We start from the raw sequence: 25,143 nt of genomic DNA on the forward strand, positions 1-25,143 counted from the left end.
CGATCGAGAGGATCACCTGACCGACCACCAGCGCCTGCGTGGGGTTCGGCGCGAACCACAGCACGATCAGCGCCGGCACGAGCGTAACCACACGGCACGCCCACATCGGGGCCTTGATGCGCAGCAGGCCGTGCATGATCTCCGAACCGGCATACGTGCCGACCGACGTGGAGCTCAAGCTCGAGGCCAGAAGCCCGATCGAGAAGATCGTGCCCACGACCGGCCCGAGCACGCTCACGATCGCATGCTGCGCGCCTTCGATCGAATCGGTGCCTTTCATGCCGTACAAGGAATTCGCGGCGATGATGAGCAGCACCACGTTCACCGTGCCGGCCAGCAGCAGCGCCCACGCCACGTCGATCTTCGACCCGTGGAGCAGCTGGCGCACGCTCGGCTTCTTCTCCCCCGGCCCGTAATGGTCGTTGACGAGCGTCGAATGCAGGTAGATGGCGTGCGGCATCACGGTCGCGCCCAGCATCGATGAGGCCATGAGCACCGAATCGGTGGTGGTGAAGTGCGGAATCAGGCCGCGCAGCACCTCGCCCGGGTCCGGCGGCGCGATGAACAGGCCGAACACAAAGCCGAACGTGATGACCAACAGCAACGCGATCACGATCTTCTCGAACAGACGATGCGTCTTGCCGCCTTGGAACCACAGGAGCACGGTGGAGATCGCGCCGATCACCAGACCGCCCACGAACAGGTGCATGCCGAACAGCAGGTTGAGCGCGATGGCCCCGCCGATCACCTCCGCCAGATCGGTGGCGATAGCGATCACCTCCGCCTGCATAAAGAACATGAACCGGCCGGCGTCGCTCATGCGCTCGCCGAGCAGCTCCGGCAGGGATTTGCCGGTGACGATGCCGAGTTTCGCGGACTGGTATTGGATGAGCACGCTCATCGCGTTGGCGAGCACGAGCACCCACACGAGCAGGTATCCGTATCGTGCGCCGGAGGTGATGTTGGCGGCCACGTTGCCCGGGTCCACGTAGGCGACGGCCGCCACGAACGCGGGACCGAGGATCGAGGCGAGCGCGTGCCCCTTGCGCCCGTTGGTGCGTTTGGAGCCGCGGGCGCGCTGTTGTTCGGCGACGTGCTCCCGTTCGATGTCGAGTTCGGCGAGTGGATGCTCGGCGGGGTCGCCCTGGGTGCCGGTGGCGTCGGGGTTCGTGTTGGTGTTCGTATCGTTGGTATTCGCTGCGCTGTGTGCGCGCGCTGCAGTATTCTCTTCCATTCCGCGCCCCGTTATAGCGGCGCAATGTTACATCTGGTCAACACCCAAGTGGACCGGGCGAGAATTCTGGCTACGCATGTATTCCGATGCTCACTGTTTTTCGCATCTTGTCGTATATGGGTGTTGCCGATGCGTCCGCATGGCCTCGGAATCGCGCTGCGCGCGATGCCTGTTTATCGGCGGCCTTGCGGCCGCGGAGCTCCCCCAGTCGAGCTACGCTCGACAGCCCCCTCAGTGAGGGGGGCCGAGGCTCCGCCAGCTTCACTTACCGGCTATGACAGCTCCTGCGCGGGGCAGGCACGCAACACGGCCTGCATGGCCCGGCGCTCCGCGGTGGTGACGGTGAGCCCGTACGCGGTTTTGACGCCGATCTGCCGTGCCACGTACTCGCAGCGGTAGTCGGCGTTGGTGGGCAGCCAGTATGCGGCGGACGCGGACCCCTTGTCCTGGTTGGCCGGCCCGTCGACGGCGAGCAGATTGGCAGGATCGTTGCCGAACCGCATTCGCGTGGCCGCATCCCAATCGCGCGCCCCGGACTGCCACGCGTTCTCGAGTGCGACGACGTGGTCGATCTGCACGGCCGAGCTGGTGTCGCGCCCCCGCTCGAACCGTATGGTCTGCCCGGTGTACGGATCGTCGAGCGTGCCGGACTGGACCTGGCAGCCGCCGGCCGACCGGTAGGTCACGTCGGTCAGGTCGCGGGCGAGGATGTCCTCGCGGATGTCGCAACCGTTGCCGTCGTCATCGGTCTGCCGGTAGCCGAACAGGTCACGGTCATAGCCGGCCGTGCTGGGAGCGTCATCGACGGCGAGCGCCGCAAGCGCGTCGGCCGCGGGTCCGCTGGCCGTGTACAGTCCGGTGATCTGTCCGACGGTCGGGCTCACATGCGGCAGGACCAGCCCGACGGCCACGCCGGCGACCGCCGCGAGCGTGAGCAGCGTGATCAGTCGCCCGCCCGGACTGTTCACGTCGAAGCGACGCGCACGGAAGTGGGTCGGCTGCGAACCGCGATGCGGGCGACGGCTGGGCATGACCGGACTCCTTACTGGCGGGCGACGGCACCGACAACACGCCGGTGCAGCCGACACATTGGCCGGACGTAATGCGCCGGATATGACCACCCCTCAGTCACGTGACAGCCCCCCCTAGCAAGGGAAGCCAAGAGAGCAGAAACGCTTCGGTTTGGCCCCGACACGATAGTGGCGGATCAGGCGTAGGTGAAGGTCATCGGATCGTGGCCGGCGCGGGTGGGGCCGTCGAGCGCATCGATCGCGGCGTGCTCGTCCGGAGTAAGCGCGAAGCCGAACAGGTCGAGGTTCTGCTTCTGGCGGTCGGCATGCACGGACTTGGGGATGATGATCGTGCCGTTTTCGATGTGCCAGCGCAGGATCACCTGCGCTTCGGTGACGCCGTGCGCGGCGGCGATGCGTGCGATCGTGCCGTCGCCGGCGTTGAGGTCGGCGCCGCGGGCCATCGGCGAGTATGCTTCGACGGCGATGCCGTGCTCCTTGCAGAACGCGACGACTTCGCGCTGCTGCCAGGTGGGGTGCAGTTCGATCTGGTCGATGGCCGGCCATTCGCCGGTCTCCCGATGCAGCCGTTCGAGGTGCTCGGGCAGGAAGTTGCACACGCCGAGCGTCTTCACGCGGCCTTCGGCGCGGAACTCGTCGAACGCCTTCCAGGTTTCGCCGCTGCGCCAGTTGAACGGGGTGGGCCAGTGGAGCATGTACATGTCCACATAGTCGACCTGCAGCAGGCCAAGCTGGCGGTCGAAGGCGCGGCGGGCGGAGTCGTAGCCCTGTTCGGAGTCCTTGAGTTTGGTGGTCAGCCACAAGGTTTCGCGCTGCGAGCCCGTGTTGTATCCGGTGGCGGCGAGCGCGCGGCCGACGCCGCCTTCGTTGTTGTAGCCGGCGGCGCCGTCGATGTGACGGTAGCCGGCGGCGAGCGCCGATTCGACGACGGGCACTACGCCGTCGTCGTCGATGCGCAGCACGCCGAGGCCGATCTGCGGGATCGCGTTGCCGTCGTTGAGGGGGATGTTCGGGATGGTCGTCATGGCTTGCTCCTTGGTTTGGGTTACGTTACCTGGATGGCGCCGTTGTTGCGTCGTTGGTCCTGCAAGCCACAATACACGCCCGTTCAGCGCGTGGTGGCGCGCGGGATGACCTCACTGCGGGTGGTGAGCAGCTCGGGCCGGTCGACGTCGCCGCGAATGCGTCCGAGGATGCGTTCGACGGCGGCGGGCGCGGTCCATTCGAGTCGCGAATCCATGGTGGTGAGCGGAATCTGCAGGTATTCGGCCTCTTCGATGTTGTCGAAGCCGATCACCTGCACTTGGTTCGGGATGTCGATCGCGTTGGCGCGCAGGCTGGCGATCGTGCCGATGGCGAGCTGGTCGTTGAGCGCGACCACGCCGTCGAACGGGACGCCAGAGTCGATGAGCCGCTGCGTGACGCGTGCGCCGGAGCCGATCGTCCAATCCTGCCCGGTGTAGCCGATGAGCCTCGGGTCGACGGCCATGCCGCGCCGGTGCGTCTCCTCGATGAATCCGCGCAGTCGTAGCTGTGCGTTGCCTTCGACGGCGCCCAGCAGCGCGGCCTCGTCGTAGTCGTCGCGCGCGCCCACCACGGCGAGCCGGCTGGAGCCGTGGTCGTACAGGTATCCGGCGGCGGTGGCCGCCGCGGCCGTGTCGTCGGGGGTGACGTGGTCGGCGACGCCCCAAGTGGTGCGCGCACCCACCACGACGAGCGGGAAGTCGACGGCGAGGTCTTCGGGTGTGATGTCCTCGACCTCGCTCATGGACAGGATCATGCCGTCCGAGACGGTGGAGTTGAAGTTGCGCAGCAGGTCGCGCGCGCCTTTGGCGGAGCCTTCCGCGTAGGTGGTCACGTAGACGAGGTAGTCGTGCTGGCGGGCCGCGTCGATGATGCGGTTGGCGAGTTCGGCGAGGTAGGGGGCGGTCAGCGACGGCACGGCGAGCGTGATGAAGCCGGTGTGGTCGCGGTTGAGGTTGCGTGCGGCCACGTTGACCCGGTAGCCGAGGTCCTTGATGACCTGTTCGACGCGGGCTCGCGTCTCGCCGCTCATGCGCCCGTTGCCGTTGATCACGTTCGACGCGGTTTTGAGCGACACGCCGGCGGCCTGGGCGACGTCGCGCAGCGTGACGCGCTTCTTGTCCGCTTTGGTCGTGTCTGCCATGGTGCTCTCCTCGCTTGTGCCGTGCGCCTACTTGCGGCTGGTCTTGGTGACGTTGGTCCTGGTGACCAGTATGCCATTGCGGCCGATTGCGCAGGCGTCTGACGCGCCGCTGGCGGCATCAACGCGTTGCGCGACGATCATCTCGCCGGCGATGCCGTTCACCGCGACATGGTCGCGGCTGCGGTTGAGGTAGAAGTCGAAACGGACCGTGTCGGATTCCCGCACGGTATGGATGATGCGCGGATCGGTTTCCGTACCGGCCACGCCGACCACGCCCAGTTCCGCCAGCAGCCGCGCGATGTCGCCACGTTTCAGATCACAGCCGACGTAGATCGCCTCGCCCTTGCCGTACGGATGCCTCACGATCGCGGGTGTGCCGTCCAGCTCCCAGTCGGCGGCGTCCGGCCCGGCATACGAGGCGACCACAGACGCGTCGGGCGCGACTGACGTCACGTCGTTCTGCCACAGGCGTGTCGTCATCCCGTTCGTAAGTGTGATCTCGTCCGGTTCCCCGTCGGCCTCGCCGCCGAGGATGTTGAACTCCTCGCCGCGCACACCGAGCATGTCGCGCAGCAGTCCGCCGCCGGCGCCCGGGTAGCCGCCGAGTCCGACGTGGAACCGGTCGTCGACGAGTCCGGTCGCGTATCCGACGATCGCTCGGCCGCCGTCCCTAACGAACGCCGCGATGCGGCGCACGTCGTCGTCGGACATCATGAGCACGGTCGGCAGCACGATCGTCTCGTATCCATTCCAGTCGTAGGCAAGGGGCGTCACGTCGGCACGCTTCCCCGCGTCGAGGAACGCACGGTACCAGTCGCGCACGTCGTGCCAGTGGCTGAGCCTCATGCTCGGCAGGGTCTGGCTCCACGTGGCCCATTCGGATTCGGCGTGGAACAGGATCGCGGTGCGCGAGCGGCGCAGTCCGGTACCCTGCACACCCGCGTCGGACAGCGTGCGCAGCGCCTCGCCGAGCTCGCACACGCCGCGGTATACGGCGCTGTCCTCGCCGGCGTGCGGGACCATCGCCGAGTGAAACGCCTCCGCGCCGGCCTCGGACTGCCGCCATTGGAAGAAGTTGATCGCGTCGGCGCCCATCGCGATGTGGGCGAGCGAGTCGCGCATCAGCTCGCCACCGCGTTTGCGCGCGTTGAGCGGCTTCCATTGCACGGCGGACGTGGAATGCTCCATCACATACCACGGCTTGCCGAGCGCGAACGAGTCCATGAGCGCGTCTGAGCAGGCGAGTTCGTCGAGATGCGATTCGCCTTCGTGGAAATAGTGGTCGTTGGAGACGAAGTCGACTTCGTTCGCCCATTTCGCGTAGTCCATCGAACACTGGTCGGTGGAGACCATGAAGTTCGTGGTGAACGGCTTGTCGGGGCAGACCGCCTCGATCGCGTCGCGTTCGGCCTTGTAGAAGTCGAGGAGCATGTCGTTGCCGAAACGGGTGAAGTCGAGCTGTTGGGCGGGGTTGACCATCGAGTCGCCGCCCATGTGGTACGGCAGGAGGATCTCGTCGAACGAGTTGACGTGCTGCGACCAGAACGCGGTGCCCCACGCCTCGTTGAGCATGTCGATGGTGCCGTACTTGGCCTCGCACCACCGGCGGAACGCGGCGAGCGAGTCGTCGGAGTAGTCGTTGCGGTTGTTCCAGCCGTACTCGTTGCCCATATGCCATGCGGTGACGGCCGGGTTGTCGCCGTATCGTTCGGCGAGGCGACGGCACAGGTCGAGTGCGTACCGTTTGAACACGGGGCTGGTGGGCCGCCACGACTGGCGTGAGCCGGGGTTGACGACGTGGCCGTACCGGTCGCGCGGCAGAATTTCGGGGTGGGTCTCGTACAGCCACATGGGCGCGCTGGCGGTGGCGGAGGCGAGGTCGACGGCGATGCCGGTCTCGCCGAGCTTGCCGATGATGCGGTCGAGCCAGCCGAAGTCCCACGTGTGTTCCGTTGGTTGGATGCGTGCCCAGCTGAAGATGCCGAGGGCCACGGTGTTGACCCGGGCCTGCTTCATCAGGCGGATGTCGTCGTCCCAGACCTCTTCGGGCCACTGGTCGGGGTTGTAGTCGCCACCGTAGGCGATGCCGCGGCCGGTTTCGGTGAGCAGCGCGGGCCAGCGGAACGGGCGGCGCGCGGACGGCGGGATCGCCGTCGGGGATGCTGCGGCCGTCGACGACGTCATGGCGGACGCCGTGCTCGAAGTGGTCTTCCCGTTCGTATCAATCGTTGCAGTCGTCCAAAGCGTCGCGTTCGCCGCGTTCGCCGCATCCGTCGCCGTGGTTGTCGCGTTTGTCATGGTGGTCATGTCGTACCGTCGTCCTTGCCTGGTTCGTTCGTTATTGATACACCAGTGTATCACTTGCGGTGACTATGATACACCAGTATATCAATGACGTGTCGGCGGACTGAGCGACGACGGACCGTCCGACGACGACGACGGACCGCCCGACGACAGTGAAACGTCAGGCGGCGACGATGCGGTCGGCGATGCGCATGGCGGATTCGCGGTGGGAGACGAGCACGATGGCTGCGTCCCGTTCGCCGGCGAGCGCGTTGATCGACTGGAGGATCACCGCCTCGTTGAGCGCGTCGAGACGGCTGGTCGGCTCGTCGAACAGCACAAGATCGGCCTGCCTGAGGAAGATGCGGGCCAGTCCGATGCGCTGTCGTTCGCCTTCGGACAGTCGGTCGCCGAGCTCGCCGACCGGTGTGTCGAGCCCTGCCGGCAGCGAGTCGATCAAGTCGAGCACGGACGCCTTGCGGCACGCCTCGCGCAGCAGATCATCGACGGACGGCATTCCCGCCGTCGGCGCATCAGCCGCCGAGGCTCCACCAACGGCCGACGCGCGACGCTCGCCGGCATCGGTCTCTGGCGTCGCGACCGGCGCGGCCGCGTCCATCGCCCCGGCTTCAGGCAGGGCGATGAGCAGGTTGTCGCGGATCGTGCCGTCGAACAGGGCGGTCTCCTGGCTCATCATGGTCTGGACGCGCCGGCGGTGGTGCGCGTCGACTCGCGGCAACGGCTCGCCGGAGAGCGTGACTCGGCCGGACTGCGGATCCCAGTAGCGCATGAGCAGTTTGAGCATGGTGGATTTGCCGCGCCCGGACGGCCCCTGAATGCCGAGGATGCCGGTGCGGGGCACGTCGAGCGACACGTCGTCGAGCACCGTGGCCGAGGCTGTGGCAGACGGCGTCACGACGGCATGTCCGTCCGCAGTGGGCGAACCGGCGGAAACAGAGGTCGGGCCGGCTTCACTCGTCGTGCGGAGACGCTCGCCATCGTCGTCCCCACCAGTCATGACCGCCGGATAGGCGAACGTGACATGGTCGAGCGCCATGCCGTCGTATGCGGGCCGGTCGATGCCGGTCTCCGTGACGGCCGGAGCCTCGTCCATCAGCGAGAACAGTCGGCGCGCGGCCGCGAACGTGTTCGTCAGGTTCGCCGGCAGCGCGGCGAGCGCGAGCGTCGGGCCGAACGAGCTGGCGATGAGCACGACGGCGACGACCAGCTTCGGGGCTCCCATAAGCACACCCGCAGTCCCCGTCGAACCGGAAACGCCGACGATGCCGGCCGCGCCAGCGACCGCCAGCAGCGCCGCGACGGCGGTGAACACGAGCACCAGCACGCCGCCTACGCCCGCATAATGCCCGTTGATGCGACTGAGCTTCGCCCGGCGGGCCCACAGGTCGCGAGTGCGTTCGACGATGTCGGTCACGCGCCGCTCCCCCGCACCGAATCGGATGATCTCGCCGATGCCGCGCATGCCGTCGAGCACCTGATTATCAAGCGCGGACGCCGCTTTGCGCAGCCCGTCGCCGATGCCGTGCACGCCGCGCGCGAACAGCCATGGCAGCAGCACGCCGACCGTCAGGTGGGCCGCGACGAGCAGCAGCGCGGACCACGGGTCGAGCGCCAGCAGCGCGAGCGTGTAGATCACACTGGTGGACAGGGCGATGACGACCGGGGAGATGGTGTGTGCGAAGAAGATCTCGAGCATCTCCACGTCGGTGGTGATCAGGGCGATCAGGTCGCCCTTGCCCTTGCCGTCGAGCTTGGCGGGGGCGAGCCGGCGCAGCGCGGCGAACGCCTTGGCTCGGAACAGGGCGAGCAGGCGGAAGGCGACGTTGTGGTTCATGAACTGTTCGGCGTAGCGCATGAGTCCGCGCACGACCGCGCACACGGCCATCGCGACGACGGACGGCGCCACGCCCATGCCCCACACGGGGTGGCCGGCGGCGGCGAACAACGCCATCGTGCCGAACACCGGCAGGAACGTGGCCGCAAGGTGGCCGAGCGTGCCGCACACGCAGGCGAGGATCATGAACCGCGACAGCGGCGCCGCCTCGTGCAGCAGGCGCGGAATGAGCCGGGTGCCGCGGTTCGGCTGCTTCGCGGAACTCACGGACTTCGCGGAACGAGTCTCATCATCCGGACCGGACGGGGTCCGGTCGCCGGTCGCGGAATCGCCGGCCGTATCGGAGACGGCTGTTGCCGTACGAGCGGCTTTGGAGCGCGGCTTCCGCGCCCGTTTCGTCGTGTGCGTCGCGGCATGACGGTCGCTCTCGGCAGCCGATGCCGTCGTCTTCGCGACGGGATCCGCGGCATCGGCCGCATCTTCCGAAACGTCCGCGCCGTCGCGTCGTCCGACCTGTTCGACGGCCTGCTGGGTGCGGAACAGCCTCGCGTACGTGCCGTTGGCGGCGAGCAGTCGGACATGGCTGCCGGATTCGACGACATGCCCGTGGTCGAGTACGACGATCGCGTCCGCGTCGGCCGCGTTCGCCATGCGGTGCGTGATCATGATGACCGTCTTGCCGGCGTCCGCGAGCTCGCGGATCGACGCGAGGATCAGCGATTCGCTGTCCGCGTCGACGCTGCTGGTCGCCTCGTCGAATACGATCACCGGACTGTCGTGCAGCAGCGCGCGGGCGATCGCGACGCGCTGGCGCTGTCCGCCGGACAGGTTCGCCGCGTCCGGCTCGATCGTCATGTCGAGCCCGCCGTGCGATCGCACGAAGTCGTCGATGCGGGCGCGTCGCAGCGCGTCCCACATCGCGGACTCGTCCGGGCCGGCGGTCATGGCCATTGCGAGATCGTCGCGCAGCGTGCCGGCGAACAGGTGGCTGCGCGCGCCGACGACGGTGACCGCACGCATCAGCGATTCGTCCGTCAGGTCGCGGATCTCGTGGCGTCCGGCGAAGTCGAACAGCGCGATCGAGCCGGTGTAGCCGGTCAGCGTGCCGGACAGCAGCGCCGCCGCGGTCGACTTGCCCGAGCCGGACACGCCGACGATGGCGGTCACCTGGCCGGGATTGGCCATGAACGTGGCGTCGGCGAGCGCCGGGCGCGCAGAGGTCACGTCCGTGGTTCCACTGGGCACGGTCGACGTGCCGGACGCCACATCCCCGGCCTTCCCGACACCATCGATGTACCCGGCACCAGCGTTTTCGGCACCGGCAGGCGTGGCCGGCTTGCCATCATCCGCAACAACATCGGCATCCTCGTACGTGAAGCCGACGCGTTCGAACGTGACGACCGGGGCTCCCGAGTCGGCGGGGAGCGTTTCGGTGCCGTGCTGCGGTTCGGGCGCGTCGAGCAGCGCGAAGATGCGCTTGGTCGAGGTCATGCCGTTCATCGCGACGTGGAAGAACGAGCCGAGCTGGCGCAGCGGGATGAAGAAGTCGGCGGACAGCAGCACGATCATGATCGCGCCGGGCAGGCCGAGCGAGCCGGCGGCGAACTGCCAGACCGCGACGCCGATGCCGGCTGCGGCGCCGCCGTAGGCGACCGTGTCCATCGCGGTGAGCGAGCGCAGCTGGATCTGCAGCACGTTCATCGTCATCACGCGGAATTCCTCGGCCTTGCGGTCCATGTCGCGCGCGGCGCGTTCGTCGGCGTCGAAGATCTTGAGCGTTTCGAGGCCCTGTAGGTTGTCGAGGAACGCGGCGCCCATGTCGGTGTATTTGCCCCAGTATTTCTTGAACACGCGGGCCGCGCGCATGGCCACGAGCCCCACGATCACCACGATCAGCGGCGCGCATACGAGCAGCGTGACGGCGCCCGGCAGGTTGACCGGCAGAAGCACCACGAACAGGGTGAGCGGCGCGAGCACCGCGTAGAAGAGCTGCGGCAGGAACAGCTCGAAGAAGCTTTGGATCTGTTCGACGCCTTCGCCGGCGGATTGGACCACGTCGGCGGTTTTGACGCGCGAACCGTACGAGGGGCCGAGCGCGAGCATCTTGCGGTACAGCTTCTCGCGCAGCGACAGTTTGACGCGTTCGGCGGCCTCGAAGCCGAGTCTGGTCGCGCCGCGCGTGGTCGCGTACCGCACGGCCGCGATCAGCGCGAGCGCGAGCAGATACCATGGCAGACGGCCTGCCGCCGTGCCGCCGATCGTCGGCAGCATCGCGTCGATCGCGTCGATCGCGGTGGTCGCGGCCGAAACGCTCCCCTGCGCCGATCCCGACGCCGCATCCGACGTCATGCCCGACACGGCGCCCGGCACGAACGGACGCAGCAGATCGGACAGCATCGTCACCAGCGTCGCTACGAACGCGACGTTGGCGAGCAGTCCCAGCCACATCAGCGCCACCTTGCCGGCGACGAGCCGGCCGATGCCGTCGGCGAGCGAAAACAGCCGCTTATCGAACATTCCCCACCTCAAGTCAGTCGTCATGCACGACGTTCCGGGCGTCGTGCGTCGTGCGGCCGTACCGCGCCGCGAAAATCACCGTGTCCACGGTAACAGCCGCCGCCGGGTTTCGCCAGTGTTTCGCCGCATCTCTTCGATCCCGTCGCGCCCGACACTCCATACCGGCATGTTCGCCTAAGATGACAGCGGATGCACTGCCGATGCAGCTGTTGCAAAGAGGCTGCTGGAAAGCGAGGTTTTCTACTATGGCGAACGATGGCATGCAGAGCACGCACAGGGGGCCGCTCGGCCGCAAGCCGGTGATCGCGATCGCGGGTCTGGCGATCGAGGCGAGCACGTTCTCGCCGGCGCGCACGGACGCGGCCGCATTCCATCCGCGCCGCGGAGACGAGGTGTTCGACGCGTACCCGTTCATGGCTCCCGGCTCGCCGCTGCGCGAGGCGGCGGACTGGCGGCCGGCGCTGGTGGGCCGTGCGCTGCCGGGCGGCATCGTCACGGCGGAGGCGTTCGAGTCGCTGACGGGCGAGATCGTGGATCGTTTGCGCGCGATGCCGCCGCTGGACGGCCTGTGGTTCGACATCCACGGCGCGATGACCGTGGAGGGCATGGACGATGCGGAGGAGGTGCTGCTGCGTCGCGTGCGTGAGGCGGTCGGCCCGGACGTGCTGGTGAGCGCGTCGATGGACCTGCACGGCAACGTGTCGCGTGATTTTGCGCATGACGTAGACCTGATCACCTGCTATCGCATGGCCCCGCACGAGGATGAGCTGGAGACGAAGGAGCGGGCGGCGCGCAATCTGGTCGACCGGCTGGCTTCCGGCCAGGGCCGGCCGCTTAAGGCGTGGATTCCGGTGCCGGTGCTGCTGCCGGGCGAGAAGACGTCGACGCGCGTGGAGCCGGCGAAGTCGATCTACGCGCGCGTCTCCGAGGTGGCGGCGCGCGACGGCGTGCTCGACGCGGCGATCTGGGTGGGCTACGCGTGGGCGGACGAGCCGCGCAACCATGCGGCGATCGTGGTGACCGGCGATGATCGCGCGGCCGTTGCGGCCGGCGCGCAGGAGCTGGCGCAGGCGTACTGGGACGCGCGCGACGAGTTCGAGTTCGTCGCACCGGTCGGCACGCTTGACGAGGCGGTGGACGCGGCGGTCGCCAGTCGCGTGACGCCGTATTTCATCAGCGATTCCGGCGATAATCCGACGGCCGGCGGCGCGGGCGACGTGACATGGACGCTCGCGCGGCTGCTGGCCGATCCGCGCATCACGAACGGCGGGAGGACGGTGATCTATGCGTCGCTGCCGGCTCCCGAGGCGGTCGAGACGGCCGTCGCCGCCGGCGTGGGCGCGACGGTGACGGTGACCGGCGGCGCGGCGGTGGATGCGGTGCACTCGGGTCCGGTGACGATGACCGGCGTGGTGCATGCGATCAAGCACGGCGACCCGCATGCACGGACCGAAGTTGTGCTGCGGGTCGGCGGCGGGGACGGCGACGGCATCATCGGCGATGGCGAGACCGGCGGCGGGCTGTACGTGATTCTGACGTCGCTGCGCAAGCCGTACCATCACGAGCGTGATTTCACCGATCTCAACCTCGATCCGCGGCATGCGGACGTGGTGATCGTCAAGATCGGCTATCTGGAGCCGGAACTGTTCGACATGGCTCGTGACTGGATGATGGCGCTCACGCCGGGCGGCGTGGATCAGGATCTGATCCGGCTCGGCCACCACCGCATCCGCCGGCCGATGGTGCCGTACGATCCGTCCGATTTCGAGCCGGATCTGCACGCGCGCCTTATCCCGCCGTCGAACGAGCCGCTTACCGGACCGGACGAGTGACGCGGAGCGTGACACGGAGCGGGGCATCGTATCATCACCACGGCAGAAACGTTGGAAAATCAACCTTCCGCGGATGACTGCATAATCAGACGCCGCGCCGTGTCACGCTCCGCGTCACAAAACGGGACCGTGTCAGTGCTGCTTTTGGGCGGCGACGAGCGCTTCGGCGGCGGCCTTGGTGGCGATGGCGCGTTCCTTGGCGCGGCGGGCGCGGGCCAGTTCGGCCTCGGCGGCGCGGATGTCGGATTCGGCCTGCTTGAGCTCGGCGGTGGCGCGCACCACTTCGAGCTGCGCGTTGGACTGCTCGGACTTCGGCTTCCACAGTTCGGCGATCTCCTCGAGCGTCTTGTCCTTGGTTTCGGGCACGAACGTGACCACGCCGAGGAAGCACAGCAGGTTGGTGCCGGCGAACACGAGGAACGTGCCCATGCCGCCGATCGAGCTGATCATGACCGGCGTGAACTGGCCGATCGCCCAGTTGGTGGCCCACAGGAACACGGTGCAGATGCCGGTCGCGCGGCCGCGCAGGTAGGTCGGGAACAGCTCCGGGATCATGATCCACGGGATCGGACCCATCGAGAACGCGAACGCGGAGGTGAAGCACATGACGAAGATGAGCATGAGCAGCTGGTAGTTGTTCGCATACGCGAAGCTGATGCCGAGCGCGAAGACGACCATCAGGCCCGAGCCGACGGCCATGAGCTTCTTGCGGCCGGCCGTATCGATCAGGTACATGCCGACGACGGTGAACACGAGCTCGATGCCGCCCACGCAGGAGGAGGCGAGGAATTCGGTGTTGCCGCCGAAGCCCATGTCCTTGAACATGACCGGACCGTAGTAGCTGATCGCGTTCATGCCGATGGCCTGGTTGAAGATGGCGAGGAAGATGCCGATGAGCAGGGCCTTGCGCAGGCCGGGCTTGAACAGGTCGGAGAACTGGGCGTTGGCCTTCTTCTCCTCGGCGATCTGGTTCTGGATCTCCTCGACGTCGCGGCGGGCCTTGTCGGTGCCGTTGATGCGTTCGAGCACCTTGAAGCCCTCTTCGACCTTGCCGGCCTGCACGAGGAATCGCGGGGACTCGGGGCTGAACCACAGCGCGGCGAAGAAGATCGCGGCCGGGATCGCGCCGATGCCGAGCATCCAACGCCAGCCGACGTTCACGCCCCACTGGTGCGAGCCGGAGGAGGCGATGAAGTAGTTGATGACGTTGGTCAGGAAGATGCCCGAGATCGTCAGCAGCTGATAGGCGCTGGTGAGGGCGCCGCGGATGTTGGTCGGGGCCGATTCGGTGATGTACGTGACGGCGAGCGCCGCGGCCAGGCCGATGCCGATGCCGCCGACGATGCGGGCGAGGATCAGCGTGGCCGGGCTGAACGTGAACGCGCTCCACAGGGCAGCGACGAAGAAGAACGCCGCTCCGAACATGAGCAGCTTGCGACGGCCGTAGCGGTCGGACAGGAAGCCGGAGAAGCCGGCGCCGATCACGCCGCCGATCATGATCGACGAGATGACCATGCCCTGCAGCGCGGGGCTGAGCGCGTACTTGGTCTGCAGGAAGTCGATCGCACCGGAGATGGAGACGGTGTCGTAGCCGTATAGCAGGCCGGCGAGGCCGGCGCTCAGCGCGAGGCCGACGATGTAGCGGCCTGAGCCGCGCTGTGCGCGCCCGTCCGTTCCGAGCGCGATGGAATCATTGGGATTGCTCATGGCAAAACCTCATTCACTTTGACTGTTGATTGCCGCACCACAAGTTGCGGGTGGTGCCGCATGTTCTTCTCTCATACTGTTGTGATGGTCGGGCATCATTGTCGCCTGTCACGCGTAGTGAACGCTCACAATCACAAACCGGAACATATAGTAGTCGTTTCCCGACACGATTCAACTCGATATGGCACAACAAGATAACAATTCGGCAAAGCAACACCGCACGTGGCCCGCACGCGCACCGCCGCCGGCACCGTGGGGACGCACGCGCGGTCATGCACGGCGGAACGCGGCAGGAGACAGCGGGACAAAAAACCGCCCGTGGCCCCTATTGCGGGGATCACGGACGGTCATGTATTGTCCGACGGCATACGCCACCGGTCGGGATGGTCGGGGCTGCCGGACGGAACGGCCGGGGCGGCCTGACGGAACGCCGACCTTACGGAACGCCGGACGGACAGAAGCCGCGCGAACGGAACTTCGGACGGACGGAACGCAGGACGGGCCAGATCAGGCCGCGGCGTCCGCGATCGCGCGGCGCTTGGCCAGCTCGGCGCGGATGGCCGGCTCGTTCTTCTCGAACTTGCGGTAGAAGAGCATGATGAAGATGCAGATCGCATAGACGATGATCGGCAGCCAGATGAAGCAGAACTTGATCGCGCCGAGCGCCTGCGCGCTCTGCTGCTGGTTGGCGACGTAGCCGGCGGCGGCCATGATCTTCGACGGGATCAGGTTGCCCAGGCCGGAGCCGAACTGGATGCAGAACGACGCGCCGACGGCGGACAGCAGGCCGGCCGCGCGGATGCCGTTCTTCCACTCGCCGTAGTCGACGGTGTCGGCGAGCATCGCGAACGGCATGGCGAGTGCCATGGCCGCGCCGAGGATGGAGATGGCCCAGAACACAACGAACAGGGCGAAGCTGTTGGAGGCGGTGAGCAGGAGCAGCTGGCCGATGATGGCCATGACCATGCCGAGGATCATAGTGTCGGTCTTGCCGGCCTTGCCGAGGCGCTTGGAGATGACCGGGATGAGGAACGTGGTCACCAGGCCGAGGATCTGCATGCCGTTGAGCACGGTGGCGAGGTTCTCGTTGTTGAGGTTGTACTTCGCGTAGTACACGGCCACGGACATGCGGTCCTCCTGCGCGATCCAGAAGATGACGAACGCGATGATCAGCGTGATCCACGGCCAGTTGCCCTTGATGGCGTGCAGGCTTTCCTTGAACGGCAGCGGGTTCTGGGTCTTCGGGTCATAGTTGTGCTCTCGGATGTTGCGGAACGCGAACCACAGCAGCGCGATGGCGATGACGCCGTAGACCGCGAAGGTGAACATGAAGCCGACCTTCTGGTTGGTCTGGCCGGTGATCGCCTTGCCCGCCCAGTTGACCAGCGGGATGGTGCACACGGCGGTGATGAACGTGCCGAACAGACCGCCGGAGAGGCGGAACGTGTTGGCCTTGACGCGTTCGGCCGGGTCCGGGGTCAGGTTCGACAGGATCGCGGTGATCGGCGTCTGGATGCCGGTGTAGACGAGGCCGGCGGCGAGGATGTAGGTGATGGTGGCGTAGACGACCTTGCCCATCGGCGGCAGGTCGGGCGCGGTGAAGGCGAGGAAGACGGTGAGCGCGAACGGCACGGCCATCCACAGGAAGAACGGGCGGGACTGGCCCCACTTGGTCTTGGTGTGGTCGACGATGGAGCCCCACACCGGGGCGGAGATGCAGTCGCCGATGCGGGCGATGAGCAGGATCCAGCCGGCGGCCGCGGCGGTGATGCCGAACACGTCGGTGTAGAAGAACATGATGTAGGTGCCGAGCGATGAATACAGCAGATTGCCCGCCATATCGGTGCTCAGGTAGGAGATCTTCTCCTTGAGCGGCAGGACGCCGTTGAAGTGGTCGTCCGCCTCGGCTTTCATTGCATGCGACTTGGCGGCGGATGAGCGCGCCAGCCGTTCCGTGGCAGCAGCAGACATGGTTTCCTCTCTTTATGTGAACGCTAACAGCCAAGTATGGTTTACGCTTACTCGATTCAAGTCAAACATGCGGCCAACAATACTTCACAATTTCTTCACACAGCAATGCACACGATGCTCACATCATCCGCACATGGCATCACACGACGGCACAGACGACGCCATACGCAGCGCCACGCCAACGACACACGACCGATCGTCGGCATCGTCGCCGACGTTTGTGGCCGCATACAAACGCGCGGGCGCGAATTCGTGGCCGCCTACAACGCGGCGCAACCTACGGCATCGTAAGTTAGTTGACGGAACAGAAGCAAACGTCAGCCACACCATGACGCAACGGCACAACACCAGGCGACCGGCCGCAACCGGCCGCGGAAACGGAACACGGCACATCATGCGCACCGAATACACCACCCCCGGCTCGATCGTCGTACGCGACGACGAAACCCTGTACTCACTGCTCACCGAACGCATCGAGCGCACCGGCGAGGACACCATCATCGCCTCGCGCAAACTCGGCCCGGGCCGCTGGGACGACATCACCACCGGCGAGTTCCACAAGCTCGTGCTCGCCGCCGCCAAAGGCCTCATCGCGTTCGGCATCGGCAAAGGCGACGCGGTCACGCTGTTCTCCGCGACCCGCTACGAGTGGGGCGTGCTCGACTTCGCGCTCGCCGCGATCGGCGCGGTGAACGTGCCGATCTACGACACCGACTCCGCCGCGCAGGCCGAACGCATCCTCAACGACTCCGCTGTCAAGCTCGCCATCGCCGACGACCGCGAGCGCTTCGACCGGCTCGACTCGGTCAAGGACCACTGCCCTGCGCTGCGGCAGATCCTCATGATGGACGGCAACGCGCTCGGCGCACTGCAGGGCTTCGGCGTCACCGTCTCCGACGAGGAGCTCGACGAGCGCATCGCGTCCGTCCGCGCCGACGATCTGGCGACGATCGTGTACACGTCCGGTTCGACCGGCGCACCCAAGGGCGCGGAGCTCACGCACCGCAACTTCCTGTCGATCGTGCGCGCGGGATACGAGTGCCTGTCGGAGATGATCTGCGACAACCATCCGCGGCTGCTGTTGTTCCTGCCGCTCGCGCACTGCTTCGCCCGCTACATCCAGTACTGCTCGATCGGCTCCGACGACGGCGTGGTCGGCTACCTGCCGGACACGAAGTCGCTGCTGCCCGACCTGCGCTCGTTCGAGCCGACGTATCTGCTCGGCGTGCCGCGCGTATTCGAGAAGGTGTACAACGCGGCCTCGCAGCGGGCCGGCATGGGCTTCAAGGGCCGTCTGTTCGCCAAGGCCGTGGCGGCCGCGCGCCAGTGGAGCCGCGACGAGCAGGCCGGCACGCCGCATTCGGCGAAGGCGATCGCCGAGCGGGCGACGTACGAGGCGCTCGTCTACCGTACGATCCGCGGCGCGCTCGGCCCGCGCATCCGGTTCGTCGCGTGCGGCGGCGCGCCGCTCGACCCCGATCTCGCGCACTTCTACAACGGCATCGGTCTGCCGATGATCCAGGGCTACGGCATGACCGAAACGGCCGCCCCGTTCACGGTGACGCGCGTCGACGACAACGTGATCGGCACGGTCGGACAGCCCGCGCCCGGCTCGTCGGTGCGCATCGCGGAAGACGGCGAGCTACAGGTGAAGGGCGAGAACGTGTTCCGCGGCTACCATAATCTGCCCGAGAAGACGGCGGAGGCGTTCACGTCGAACGGCTGGCTGCGCACGGGAGACCTGGCGTCGATCGACGACGAGGGCCGCGTGACGATCACCGGACGCAAGAAGGACATCATCATCACCGCCGGCGGCAAGAACGTGTCGCCGATCCCGCTCGAGCAGGAGATCGTCAAGTGCCCGATCGTCGAGCATGCGGTCGTGGTCGGCGACCAGCGGCCGTTCATCGGCGCGCTCGTGACGCTCGACCCGGACGGGCTGGCCGCATGGCTGCCGTCGCACGGGTTCGCGGCCGATCTGCCGATCGCGGAGGCGGCCGTGCTGCAGGACGTGCACGACGAGATCCAGAAGTACGTCGATCGTGCCAACGCCACCGTGTCGCGCGCCGAATCGGTACGCAAGTTCGTGATCCTCGACCAGCAGTTCACGCAGGACAACAAGTGCCTGACGCCGAGCCTCAAGGTCGTGCGTCCGGCCGTCAACCGCGTCTTCGCCGACGTGATCGACCGTCAGATCTACGCCGGCAAGCGCTGAATCAGTGCGTGGCGGTTTTCTCTCGCTGAATGTCCGTGAGCGAGAGAAAACCGCCACGCGGGGCAGCCACGCGGGTCAGTCGCCGCCGAGCTGGTAGAGGTTCTCGTCGTATGGCGTGATGACGGTGTCGGTCGAGTCCGGGTCGGCCGGGATCGCAGGCTGATGCTTGAGCACGTAACTGCGGGATCCGGACGAATCGTCGCGCTGGATGCCGCGCGAGAAGCGCTTGTCGGACGTGACGATCTCGCCGTCGCGCCACCACCATTCGCGGATCTGCCCCTTGCCGTCGTGATGGATAACGGCCGGCTGACGGGGATCGTCCTTCTCCGCCCAGTCGGCGGAAACGTTCGGATCGAACCACAGTATGCGCACCGACACGCCTGCCTCGGCCACATTCCCGGATATGGCCGCACCGCCTGACTCGGCCGCGTCCCCGGATGCTCCCGCATCCCCGTAACCGACCGTATCCCCGGACCCGGCCGTGCCGCCGTTCGCATCACCAGCCGAATCGCCGACCGCGCGTGAAGGACCGACGCCACGGACGACCAGTCTGAGCACGGACTCGCGACCTGCACGCACGTCGTCCATGAACCGGTCGATGCGCGCCGGGTCCGCCGTCACATACCGCGGGAACTCGTCGTCGAGGACGATACGCCCGTACTCCCCGTATTCGGCGCGGCCGCCGTACACATACCCCTGCCCGACCAGCTGGTCCACGGTGACGCGCTGATCAAGCGAGACGAGCTCGTCGTAGATCCTCTGCGCGCTCATGCGCGTGGCGCGCTGCCAGACGAACGCGCCGGTGACGATCACCGCGAGCGCCAGAAACGCGGCGAGCAGCCACCACCACATCGGTCGGCGGCTGGCGATCGGCCTTCGGTCCGTGACCGGACGATCTGACACGATCGGGTGACCGGACGCCGTATGCTCCGCCGACTGCGGCGTCGCGCCCAAAGTCACGTCCGGCATCGCGCCGGGCGACGCATCCGATCCGCCTCCGCGCGGATCATGCTTGATCGTGGGGTTCATGGCGACCTCCTTGTCTTCCGTGCGCCCGGTGCCGCGGACCCGCCGCCCGCCGCTTCCGAACCGTCGTCCGGAGCCGGCCTGCCGGCCTGCCAAACTGCCAACCTGCTGGCCTTCCGGTCATCTGCCGTCGCGGCCGGCCCCGTCGATGATTCCACGGTACGACTCCCCCATTGTCGCGCGACAGTGCACGACATGCGGCGCATGACATGGGGTGCCGGCCGCGTGTCGCACAAGCCTAGACTGGACGGCATGGAGCAGTATGCGCAGTCTCGGCCGGTGTCGGTCGCGATCGTGGACAACGATCGCATGGCATTGATGGCGTTGTCGTCGTTGCTGGCCCGCAGCGGATGCACGGTGATGTGGACCGCACAGCTGGGTACGGCCACGATCCAGCGTTGCATTCGTGCGCAGGACCGGCCGAACGTGCTGCTGGTCGACATGGCGCTTGCGGACATGACCGGCATCGACGTGTGCCGTGAGGTGCGCAAGTGGGCGCCGACGCTACCGATGATCGGCGTGACCGCCTACGATCCGGACGTCTACCGTGATGCCGCGGTCGCGGCCGGTGCGGCCGACGTGATCAGCAAGGACGATGTCTCGTCCATCGCCGCCGCCATTCGCGCGCTTTCCACAAGTCAACCATCCGATCCCGCATCGTCAACCCAACCGGAGCGATCGTTCGCACTGTCCTCGCAGCAGGCCGCGATCATGCGACGATACGCGGACGGCCGGTCGACCGACGAGATCGCCACCGAACTCGGCGTATCGAAGGGCACGATCTTCTCGCAGGTCGCGCGCGTGCGGGAGAAGCTGCATGCGCGCGACCGCGACGAGGCCGTCGCCCTGTGCCGCCGGTTTCTAAGGATGTGACGCGATGAGGAACACCACGAACGCCACGAACACCACGAACGTCAGAGATGCCGGCAAGCGCACTGGCAGGAGAAACCGCCGGCACATCGCCGTCCCCATTTCGGGAGTGTCGGCCATCAGGGGACGCTTCCGCAGAAGCATCAGCAAACGTCTGCTGTGGGATTGGCGCACCCGCGTGCTGCTGGCATGCGCGTCGATTCCCGCGGTGATCGAGACCACGTATCTGATCGGCGTCGGTGATGTGGGTGACACTGCTGTGTTGTTCGCGCTGCTGGCGATCGTCGGCTGTCTGCTGATGGCCTTGCTACCGCGCGTCGGCGGGTGGGCGGTCGTCGCCCTGTGGGCGGCGCGTTGCATCACACCGGAGACGACGCCGTTTTCGCTGCTGTTCTGTCTGCTGATGGCCGTGACGATCATGGCGTATCTGGGCATCGGCATGGCGTTGCTGGCGGTGGTTGCGGCCCAGATCGCGGCAACGTCGCGCATGTGGCTGTATCCGTGGGATTCGTCGGTGTTCGTAATCGTCTGCGCGACCGCCGCGTTGTCGATGGTCTCGCTATGGCTCGGGTCGATGATGGGCTGGAGGGAACGGCAGGAGATCGAGGATCAGGAGCGCGCCGAACTACTGCATCGCATCGCCGACCAGCAGCTCGCCACACAGTTGCATCATTCGGTCGCCAACGACCTGACCACGATCCTGCTGCTTACGCGTCAGCTGCATCCGGACGCGGTCGTCGGCGACGAAGCCGATGTCGGCGATTTCGGCAGTCGCGGTAATCCCAGAAATGCTGACGGCCCCGGCAGTCGTGACGACGATCGTGACGATATCGACGGCAACGTACGCACCGGCACGAACCACATCGACGCGAACGCCGACGGCAACGTCGACGATCGCGAGGCGACGATCACGTTGATCGAGCGGACCGCGCAGGACTCACTGCGCAAGGTGCGCATGCTGATCGCAGGACTGGACCGAAGCGACGGTCGGGAGCAGGTCCGACCAAGCCCGACCGGAATCGTCGATCGCGTCGATCGCGCCGGCATTCACGATTTCGACTATCCCGAGCATCCCGACGATTCGGAGGATCGCAACGATCCCAGCGGCGTTGACGGTCCCGAATGTCTTGGGAATCCCATCACTTCCGACGATATTCGCGACACGGTCCGCCGATGCGATCAGTCGCAGCGGCAACTCACCGTGATCACTTCGGATGAGCTGCACACAATCGCAGAGGAATACGATGCACGGCTGCACGCCAACAGGCTGGACGGCTCGATCATCGTCACCGGGGAACGGCGCTGCTTCTGCGCCGCGGGACGCAAGGCCGCGTTGTTCGACATCCTGCGCGAGGTCGTCGGCAACATGATGAAATACGCCGATCCGGCTGCCGGCTACTGCATCGCGGTCGCGCTCGCGCCCGGATTGGCCACGCTGTCGGCGTCCAACGGCGTGCGCGGGCGGAACGGTGCGGCCGGCGGTTCGGCCGTGACCGGCGCGGCAACCGCAACCGGTACAGCAAGCGCAACGGACGCAGACGATGGCGATCTGTCCGGCGGCACGGGACTCGCCCGATGCCGACGGATGGCGGCATCATTCGGCGGCGAATTCACCGCCGAACACGACGACGGGACATGGACCATCCTGCTCAGGCTGCCGCTGGTCTAACCGGATTGCCTGACAACGGCCTGTTGTGAACCGTATCTTGCAGTTCTAGGTCGTCACGCTGGGTATCCGAGGTTTGCGTGATGATCCGATCATTGGAATTCCGCCGTTTTTGGATTTCCGCAAACGCGTGATACTCGGGCTGATGACCTAGAACTGCAAGATGCGGACTCAGCGAAGCCACTGCAGCCCTCAGCGAAGGGGGATACGGATCAAATTACCTGCAGATGACGCAAATAAGGCCGCCCGGCATGGTGCCGGACGGCCTTGTGATCGGCTACCGATCAGCGATCAGGGAATCGCGATCAGTGCTGGTTGTTGAGACGGTGGTACATCTCGGACAGCTGCAGTTCCTTCTCGAACTGGCGGGCGGTGGTGTCCTTGTCGATGACGGCGAGCTCCACGCCGGCGATGCGGGCGAAGTCCTCCCAAGCCTCACGGCCGACGGAGGTGGTCATGCAGGTGTGGTGCGAGCCACCGGCGGTGATCCAGCACTGGACGGCGGTCTTGAGGTCCGGCTGCGGCTTCCAGACGGCGCGGGCGCACGGCAGCTCCTTGAGGGAACCCTGCGGCTCGACGACGTCGACGACGTCCATGAGCAGACGGAAGCGCTCGCGCTCGTCGGCCATGGAGACCACGACCGCGTCCTTCTTCGGGGCGCCGGAGAAGACCAGGCGCACCGGGTCGGCCTTGCCGCCGATGCCGAGCGGGTGGATCTCCAGCTTCGGCTTGGCGATGGTGCCGATGGCCGGGGAGACCTCGAGCATGTGGGAGCCCATGTCGAGCTCGTCGCCCTCGGTGAAGTTGTAGGAGTAGTCCTCCATCAGGGAGGCGCCGCCGTCGAGGCCGTAGCCCATCACGGCGCCGATGCGCACGAGGACGGCGGTCTTCCAGTCGCCTTCGGCGGAGAAGCCCCAGCCGTACTCGGACGGGAAGCGCTGCGGGCCGACGCCCGGCAGCTGCGGGAGGGCGCCGAGGTCCTCGAAGTTGTCAACGCCGGCGGTGCAGCCGTTGGCGCGCATCATGTTGACCATCGCGGCCTCTTCCTTGGCGGCGATGAACAGGGAGTCGTACTTGGCGTCCAGCAGGGCCGGATCGACGTCGTACTTGGCCTTGTAGTCCTCGATGATCTCCTTGACCTGGTCGTCCTTGACGGCGTCGTACGCGGCGACGAGCTCGTTGACGGCCCAGGTGTTGATGGAGGCGCCGAACACGCGCTCGGCTTCGGTCTTGTCGCCTTCGGTGACGGCGACGTTGCGCATGTTGTCGCCCCAGCGCATGACCTTCATGTTGTTGGAGGCGTCCCAGCCGGCGCAGGCGCGGGCCCAGGTGCCGACCTTCTCGGCGACTTCCGGATCGGTGTAGTGGCCGACGACGATCTTGCGCGGGATGCCGAGGCGGGAGACGATGTAACCGAACTCACGGTCGCCGTGGGCGGCCTGGTTCAGGTTCATGAAGTCCATGTCGATGGTCTCCCACGGGATCTCCTTGTGGTGCTGGGTGGCCAGCTGCAGCAGCGGCTTGGTGAGCACTTCGAGGCCGCGGATCCACATCTTGGCCGGGGAGAAGGTGTGGCACCAGGCGATGACGCCGATGACGTTCGGGTTGGCGGAGGCCTCGACCATGAACTGCTTGACGCCGTCGGAGGACTTCAGGGTCGGCTTGAGGACGATCTTGGCCGGGATCTTGCCGGTCTTGTTCAGGTAGTCGACCATTTCCGCGGAGTGCGCGGCGACCTGACGAAGGGCTTCCTCGCCGTACAGGTCCTGCGAGCCGACGCCGAACCAGATTTCCTTGCCCTCAAAGGGGTTTTCCATTGCCATGATTGGCTCCTTTGTTACTTCGTTGTGGAACAGTTTGTTGTTATCTCAGTGCTGACGCAGTCAGCGGTGATTTGGCGCGTGTGTCCGCAAGGCGCGGAAGGCGAAGACGTACGAAGGTACTTCGAGCCTTCCGCAACGCAGCGGACACTCCGCCAAATCAGTGCTGGCCGTAGACGTTCTGGTAGCGGTCGTTCAGCTTATCGATGTCGGCCTGCGGGATCTCGATGATGTCGCCGAGCTGCTTGGCGGCCCACATGGTGTGCGCGACCTCCTCGGTCATGGCGGCGGCCTTGACGGCGGCCTCCGCGTCCTTGCCGATGGTGAACGGACCGTGGTTCTGCATGAGCACGGCCGGGGACTTCGGGTACTTCTTGAGCGTCTCGACGACACCCTCGCCGATGGCCTCGGAGCCGATGAGACGGAACGGGCCGACCGGCACCGGGCCGCCGAACTCGTCGCCCATCATGGTCAGGCCGCACGGGATGTTCTGGCCGGTGGCCGCCCACGCGGTCGCGTAGGTGGAGTGCGTGTGCACGACGCCGTACACGTTCGGCATGTGACGGTAGATGTACGCGTGGGACGCGGTGTCGGAGGAAGGGGCCTCGGTGCCGTCGACGACGTTGCCGTCGAGGTCGCACACGACCATGGAGCCCGGAGTCAGGTACTCGTAGCGCACGCCGGACGGCTTGATGACCATGAGGTCGGCGGTGTGCAGACGCTGGGAGACGTTGCCGGCGGTCCACACGACGAGGTTCCACTTGATGAGCTGCTCGTGCAGGGTGGCGACGACTTCGCGCACCTGCTTGACTTCGGCGCGGACTTCCGGACCGTAATCGGCGAGAGTTGCCATGATTGTTCCTTTCGGTATTGCTTGTTGACGGTTGTTTGTTTTGCGCTGTACTGTTACGTTTTTTTGCAATTACGGACTCGCCTGCGGCGAGACTTG

15 protein-coding genes are annotated in these 25,143 nt (G+C 66.4%); 4 read left to right on the forward strand and 11 right to left on the reverse strand.

All coding sequences use genetic code 11. The features are described from left to right. The 6 genes from JS533_RS03700 to JS533_RS03725 all read right to left on the reverse strand — a co-directional run. Nucleotides 1-1,234 (reverse strand): Nramp family divalent metal transporter (locus JS533_RS03700; RefSeq protein ID WP_241513178.1); only part of this gene is annotated, 1,234 nt, incomplete at its 3' end. A 272-nt stretch (nt 1,235-1,506) separates the two neighbouring features. After that, the gene (locus JS533_RS03705; RefSeq protein WP_241513179.1) at nt 1,507-2,265 is read right to left on the reverse strand and encodes an HNH endonuclease family protein; all 759 of its coding nucleotides are present in this window, start codon (nt 2,263-2,265) and stop codon (nt 1,507-1,509) included. A 176-nt stretch (nt 2,266-2,441) separates the two neighbouring features. After that, nucleotides 2,442-3,290, reverse strand: a complete 849-nt coding sequence (locus tag JS533_RS03710) for an aldo/keto reductase (protein WP_241513180.1) — start codon at nt 3,288-3,290, stop codon at nt 2,442-2,444. 83 nt (nt 3,291-3,373) lie between these two features. Then, on the reverse strand, nt 3,374-4,432 hold the full coding sequence (locus tag JS533_RS03715) for a LacI family DNA-binding transcriptional regulator (protein ID WP_241513181.1): 1,059 nt from the start codon (nt 4,430-4,432) through the stop codon (nt 3,374-3,376). Nucleotides 4,433-4,459: 27 nt separating this feature from the next. Further along, nucleotides 4,460-6,616 (reverse strand): beta-galactosidase, encoded by a 2,157-nt coding sequence (locus tag JS533_RS03720; protein ID WP_241513230.1) that lies wholly within the window; start codon nt 6,614-6,616, stop codon nt 4,460-4,462. Nucleotides 6,617-6,896: 280 nt separating this feature from the next. Next, on the reverse strand, nt 6,897-11,087 hold the full coding sequence (locus JS533_RS03725) for a thiol reductant ABC exporter subunit CydD/CydC (protein ID WP_241513182.1): 4,191 nt from the start codon (nt 11,085-11,087) through the stop codon (nt 6,897-6,899). A gap of 260 nt (nt 11,088-11,347) precedes the next feature. Between JS533_RS03725 and JS533_RS03730 the strand changes: the two genes are divergently transcribed. After that, nucleotides 11,348-12,919, forward strand: a complete 1,572-nt coding sequence (locus JS533_RS03730; RefSeq protein ID WP_241513183.1) for a M81 family metallopeptidase — start codon at nt 11,348-11,350, stop codon at nt 12,917-12,919. 132 nt (nt 12,920-13,051) lie between these two features. On the opposite strand, the gene JS533_RS03735 is transcribed toward JS533_RS03730, so the two are convergent. Next, complete coding sequence (locus JS533_RS03735) at nt 13,052-14,626, reverse strand: sugar porter family MFS transporter (protein WP_241513184.1); 1,575 nt, start codon at nt 14,624-14,626, stop codon at nt 13,052-13,054. Nucleotides 14,627-15,133: 507 nt separating this feature from the next. Continuing rightward, nucleotides 15,134-16,597, reverse strand: coding sequence for a glycoside-pentoside-hexuronide (GPH):cation symporter (locus JS533_RS03740; RefSeq protein ID WP_241513185.1), 1,464 nt, complete (start codon nt 16,595-16,597; stop codon nt 15,134-15,136). A gap of 394 nt (nt 16,598-16,991) precedes the next feature. Here JS533_RS03740 and JS533_RS03745 point away from each other — a divergent pair, with 394 nt between their 5' ends. Next, nucleotides 16,992-18,812 (forward strand): AMP-dependent synthetase/ligase, encoded by a 1,821-nt coding sequence (locus JS533_RS03745; RefSeq protein WP_241513186.1) that lies wholly within the window; start codon nt 16,992-16,994, stop codon nt 18,810-18,812. Between the two features lie 75 nt (nt 18,813-18,887). Here the strand turns inward: JS533_RS03745 and JS533_RS03750 are convergent, their stop codons facing one another. Continuing rightward, complete coding sequence (locus JS533_RS03750) at nt 18,888-19,841, reverse strand: hypothetical protein (protein WP_241513187.1); 954 nt, start codon at nt 19,839-19,841, stop codon at nt 18,888-18,890. A 192-nt stretch (nt 19,842-20,033) separates the two neighbouring features. Here JS533_RS03750 and JS533_RS03755 point away from each other — a divergent pair, with 192 nt between their 5' ends. Further along, nucleotides 20,034-20,711, forward strand: coding sequence for a response regulator transcription factor (locus tag JS533_RS03755; RefSeq protein WP_241513188.1), 678 nt, complete (start codon nt 20,034-20,036; stop codon nt 20,709-20,711). A 4-nt stretch (nt 20,712-20,715) separates the two neighbouring features. Then, entirely contained in the window at nt 20,716-22,377 is a 1,662-nt protein-coding gene (locus JS533_RS03760) for an ABC-2 family transporter permease (RefSeq protein ID WP_241513189.1), read from the forward strand. Nucleotides 22,378-22,679: 302 nt separating this feature from the next. Here the strand turns inward: JS533_RS03760 and araA are convergent, their stop codons facing one another. Next, on the reverse strand, nt 22,680-24,197 hold the full coding sequence (gene araA, locus JS533_RS03765; RefSeq protein WP_241513190.1) for an L-arabinose isomerase: 1,518 nt from the start codon (nt 24,195-24,197) through the stop codon (nt 22,680-22,682). A 157-nt stretch (nt 24,198-24,354) separates the two neighbouring features. Continuing rightward, a complete protein-coding gene (locus tag JS533_RS03770; protein WP_033494540.1) occupies nt 24,355-25,047 on the reverse strand; it encodes an L-ribulose-5-phosphate 4-epimerase in 693 nt (230 codons plus the stop codon). Nucleotides 25,048-25,143: the final 96 nt, after the last annotated feature.

The organism is Bifidobacterium amazonense, from assembly GCF_018555435.2.
Classification (GTDB): domain Bacteria; phylum Actinomycetota; class Actinomycetes; order Actinomycetales; family Bifidobacteriaceae; genus Bifidobacterium; species Bifidobacterium amazonense.